The sequence below is a fragment of the Pseudidiomarina taiwanensis genome, assembly GCF_003987435.1.
Taxonomy (GTDB): Bacteria; Pseudomonadota; Gammaproteobacteria; order Enterobacterales; family Alteromonadaceae; genus Pseudidiomarina; species Pseudidiomarina taiwanensis.
Map to the genome: position 1 here is coordinate 1 of NZ_PIQG01000007.1, position 5,102 is coordinate 5,102.

The window sequence follows — 5,102 nt, forward strand, 5'->3', positions numbered from 1 at the left end:
GGATAGGAGCCTGGCAGTGACCTACTCTCACATGGGGAATCCCCACACTACCATCGGCGCGGAAGCGTTTCACGTCTGAGTTCGGAATGGAGTCAGGTGGTTCCACTTCGCTATGGCCGCCAGGCAAAACTGGTCAACAAGATGAATAACTGATTGCGCTAAAACGCCACTCTCTCGTCTCACCTTCGGTAAAGGCTCGAACTTACATACTTGGCTTTACGCCTAAACTTATCCAAAACACCTTCGGTGTTGTATGGTTAAGCCTCACGGGCAATTAGTACGGGTTAGCTTAACGCATTACTACGCTTCCACACCCCGCCTATCAACGTCGTCGTCTACAACAACCCTTTAGAGCACTTACGTGCTAGTGAGAGCTTATCTCGAGGCTCGCTTCCCGCTTAGATGCTTTCAGCGGTTATCGATTCCGAACATAGCTACCGGGCAGTGCCACTGGCGTGACAACCCGAACACCAGAGGTTCGTTCACTCCGGTCCTCTCGTACTAGGAGCAACCCCTCTCAACTCTCAAACGCCCACGGCAGATAGGGACCGAACTGTCTCACGACGTTCTAAACCCAGCTCGCGTACCACTTTAAATGGCGAACAGCCATACCCTTGGGACCGACTACAGCCCCAGGATGTGATGAGCCGACATCGAGGTGCCAAACACCGCCGTCGATATGAACTCTTGGGCGGTATCAGCCTGTTATCCCCGGAGTACCTTTTATCCGTTGAGCGATGGCCCTTCCATTCAGAACCACCGGATCACTATGACCTGCTTTCGCACCTGCTCGACGTGTCTGTCTCGCAGTTAAGCTGGCTTGTGCCATTACACTAACCGTACGATGTCCGACCGTACTTAGCCAACCTTCGTGCTCCTCCGTTACGCTTTGGGAGGAGACCGCCCCAGTCAAACTACCCACCAGGCACTGTCCTCAACCCCGATAAGGGGCCCAAGTTAGAACATCAAACATACAAGGGTGGTATTTCAAGGATGGCTCCACGTCAACTAGCGCCAACGCTTCTAAGCCTCCCACCTATCCTACACATGGAGGTTCAATGTTCAGTGCCAAGCTGTAGTAAAGGTTCACGGGGTCTTTCCGTCTAGCCGCGGGTACACCGCATCTTCACGGCGATTTCAATTTCACTGAGTCTCGGGTGGAGACAGCGTGGCCATGGTTACACCATTCGTGCAGGTCGGAACTTACCCGACAAGGAATTTCGCTACCTTAGGACCGTTATAGTTACGGCCGCCGTTTACCGGGGCTTCGATCAAGAGCTTCGCTTACGCTAACCCCATCAATTAACCTTCCGGCACCGGGCAGGTGTCACACCCTATACGTCATCTTTCGATTTTGCAGAGTGCTGTGTTTTTAATAAACAGTCCCAGCCACCTGGTCACTGCGGCCAGCTCCAGCTCATCCCGATAGGGAGTCACCAGCTCTGGCGTACCTTCTCCCGAAGTTACGGTACTATTTTGCCTAGTTCCTTCACCCGAGTTCTCTCAAGCGCCTTAGTATTCTCTACCTGACCACCTGTGTCGGTTTCGGGTACGGTCAACATGTACCTGAAGCTTAGAGGCTTTTCCTGGAAGCAGGGCATCAACAACTTCGCACCCGTAGGTACTCGTCTCGTATCTCAGTCTTAGCAGCCCGGATTTTCCTAAGCCGCCAACCTACATACTTTCACCGGGATAACCAACACCCGGCTTGCCTAGCCTTCTCCGTCCCCCCATCGCAGTACATGTCGGTTCAGGAATATTAACCTGATTCCCATCGACTACGCCTTTCGGCCTCGCCTTAGGGGCCGACTTACCCTACCCTGATTAGCATGGGATAGGAAACCTTGGTCTTCCGGCGTGCGGGTTTTTCACCCGCATTATCGTTACTCATGTCAGCATTCGCACTTCTGATACCTCCAGCAGACTTCTCAATCCACCTTCAACGGCTTACAGAACGCTCCCCTACCCAGCAAACAAGTTGCTGCCGCAGCTTCGGTGCATAGCTTAGCCCCGTTACATCTTCCGCGCAGGCCGACTCGACTAGTGAGCTATTACGCTTTCTTTAAAGGGTGGCTGCTTCTAAGCCAACCTCCTAGCTGTCTGAGCCTTCCCACATCGTTTCCCACTTAGCTATGACTTGGGGACCTTAGCTGGCGGTCTGGGTTGTTTCCCTCTTCACGACGGACGTTAGCACCCGCCGTGTGTCTCCCGGATAGTACTCACTGGTATTCGGAGTTTGCATGGGGTTGGTAAGTCGGGATGACCCCCTAGCCCAAACAGTGCTCTACCCCCAGTGGTATTCGTCCGAGGCTCTACCTAAATAGATTTCGGGGAGAACCAGCTATCTCCGGGCTTGATTAGCCTTTCACTCCGAGCCACAGGTCATCTCCTAATTTTTCAACATTAGTGAGTTCGGTCCTCCAGTTGATGTTACTCAACCTTCAACCTGCCCATGGCTAGATCGCCCGGTTTCGGGTCTATACCTTGCAACTAAGCGCCCAGTTAAGACTCGGTTTCCCTACGGCTCCCCTATGCGGTTAACCTCGCTACAAAATATAAGTCGCTGACCCATTATACAAAAGGTACGCAGTCACACCACGAAGGTGCTCCTACTGCTTGTACGTAGACGGTTTCAGGTTCTATTTCACTCCCCTCGCCGGGGTTCTTTTCGCCTTTCCCTCACGGTACTGGTTCACTATCGGTCAGTTGGGAGTATTTAGCCTTGGAGGATGGTCCCCCCATATTCAGTCAAGATAACACGTGTCCCGACCTACTCGTTTTCACATTCATGGCACCGTCGTGTACGGGACTATCACCCTGTATCGTCAAGCTTTCCAGCTTGTTCCACTAACACCATGATTGCTTAAGGGCTAATTCCCGTTCGCTCGCCGCTACTAGGGAAATCTCGGTTGATTTCTTTTCCTCCGGGTACTTAGATGTTTCAGTTCTCCGGGTTCGCCTCTTACACCTATGAATTCAGTGCAAGATACTCTGCAAGCAGAGTGGGTTGCCCCATTCGGAAATCCATGACTCAAGCGGCTCTTACTGCCTCATCATGGCTTATCGCAAGTTAGTACGTCCTTCATCGCCTCCAACTGCCAAGGCATCCACCGTCTACGCTTATTCACTTAACCATACAACCCGAAAATGTCTTTTCGGACGTAAAGTTTAGGTCGTTCGCTGTACACAAGTTCGATACGCCTCTACCAAAATGGTTGATTCAAGTAGAGTGGCATTTCATTTCTTTATTACAATCAGCTTGTTCATCTTGTTAAAGAGCACGTAACACATCGTTACCGTTAAACCTGCTTCATAAAACAGCCTTAACCCTAACGACGTCCTTAAGAAGAAGTGGTGGAGCCAAGCGGGATCGAACCGCTGACCTCCTGCGTGCAAGGCAGGCGCTCTCCCAGCTGAGCTATGGCCCCGACTTAGGCAGGACAGGTGCACTCAAACCCGCTGAGCTACAGACCCAGTTTCTTCTTAAGCGTTTTATCAAACCAAACAATCTGTGTGAGCACTTAACATCTTCAAGGCGTTTCATAAGGAGGTGATCCAGCCGCAGGTTCCCCTACGGCTACCTTGTTACGACTTCACCCCAGTCATGAACCACACCGTGGTAAACGCCCTCCCGAAGGTTAAGCTATCTACTTCTGGTGCAGCCCACTCCCATGGTGTGACGGGCGGTGTGTACAAGGCCCGGGAACGTATTCACCGCGGCATTCTGATCCGCGATTACTAGCGATTCCGACTTCATGGAGTCGAGTTGCAGACTCCAATCCGGACTACGACGCACTTTTTGAGATCCGCTCACTATCGCTAGCTCGCTTCCCTTTGTATGCGCCATTGTAGCACGTGTGTAGCCCATCCCGTAAGGGCCATGATGACTTGACGTCGTCCCCACCTTCCTCCGGTTTATCACCGGCAGTCTCCCTAGAGTTCCCGGCCGAACCGCTGGCAACTAAGGATAAGGGTTGCGCTCGTTGCGGGACTTAACCCAACATCTCACAACACGAGCTGACGACAGCCATGCAGCACCTGTCTCAGAGTTCCCGAAGGCACAATTCTATCTCTAAAATCTTCTCTGGATGTCAAGGGATGGTAAGGTTCTTCGCGTTGCATCGAATTAAACCACATGCTCCACCGCTTGTGCGGGCCCCCGTCAATTCATTTGAGTTTTAACCTTGCGGCCGTACTCCCCAGGCGGTCAACTTAGTGCGTTAGCTGCGTTACTCACATCTTTTATGACACGAACAACTAGTTGACATCGTTTACGGCGTGGACTACCAGGGTATCTAATCCTGTTTGCTCCCCACGCTTTCGTACCTCAGCGTCAGTTTCTGACCAGGTGGCCGCCTTCGCCACCGGTATTCCTTCCAATCTCTACGCATTTCACCGCTACACTGGAAATTCTACCACCCTCTTCAGAACTCGAGCCTACCAGTTCAAAATGCCATTCCCAGGTTGAGCCCGGGGCTTTCACATCTTGCTTAATAGGCCGCCTACGTACGCTTTACGCCCAGTAATTCCGATTAACGCTTGCACCCTCCGTATTACCGCGGCTGCTGGCACGGAGTTAGCCGGTGCTTCTTCTGTGGCTAACGTCAATGTTGCAAGGTATTAACTTACAACCCTTCCTCACCACTGAAAGTGCTTTACAACCCGAAGGCCTTCTTCACACACGCGGCATGGCTGCATCAGGGTTTCCCCCATTGTGCAATATTCCCCACTGCTGCCTCCCGTAGGAGTCTGGGCCGTGTCTCAGTCCCAGTGTGGCTGATCATCCTCTCAGAACAGCTAGAGATCGTCGCCTTGGTGGGCCGTTACCCCACCAACTAGCTAATCTCACTTGGGCCTATCTTTAGGTGCAAGGTCCGAAGATCCCCTGCTTTGGTCCGGAGACATTATGCGGTATTAGCCATCGTTTCCAATGGTTATCCCCCTCCTAAAGGCAAGTTCCCAAGCATTACTCACCCGTCCGCCGCTCGTCAGCAAAGAAGCAAGCTTCTTCCTGTTACCGCTCGACTTGCATGTGTTAGGCCTGCCGCCAGCGTTCAATCTGAGCCATGATCAAACTCTTCAATTTAAAGTGTTTAATCGAC

General features: G+C 52.1%; 1 tRNA gene and 3 rRNA genes. All 4 read right to left on the reverse strand.

The annotated features are described in order from the left end of the window. Positions 1-8 precede the first annotated feature (8 nt). Positions 9-124, reverse strand: a 5S ribosomal RNA gene (gene rrf / locus CWI83_RS10535). Between the two features lie 129 nt (positions 125-253). After that, positions 254-3,134: ribosomal RNA gene (locus tag CWI83_RS10540) — 23S ribosomal RNA — on the reverse strand. Between the two features lie 218 nt (positions 3,135-3,352). Then, positions 3,353-3,428, reverse strand: a tRNA-Ala gene (locus CWI83_RS10545). 115 nt (positions 3,429-3,543) lie between these two features. Further along, a 16S ribosomal RNA gene (locus CWI83_RS10550) occupies positions 3,544-5,086 on the reverse strand. The 16S, 23S and 5S rRNA genes sit together here with 1 tRNA gene alongside, the layout of an rRNA operon. Between the last annotated feature and the right edge of the window lie 16 nt (positions 5,087-5,102).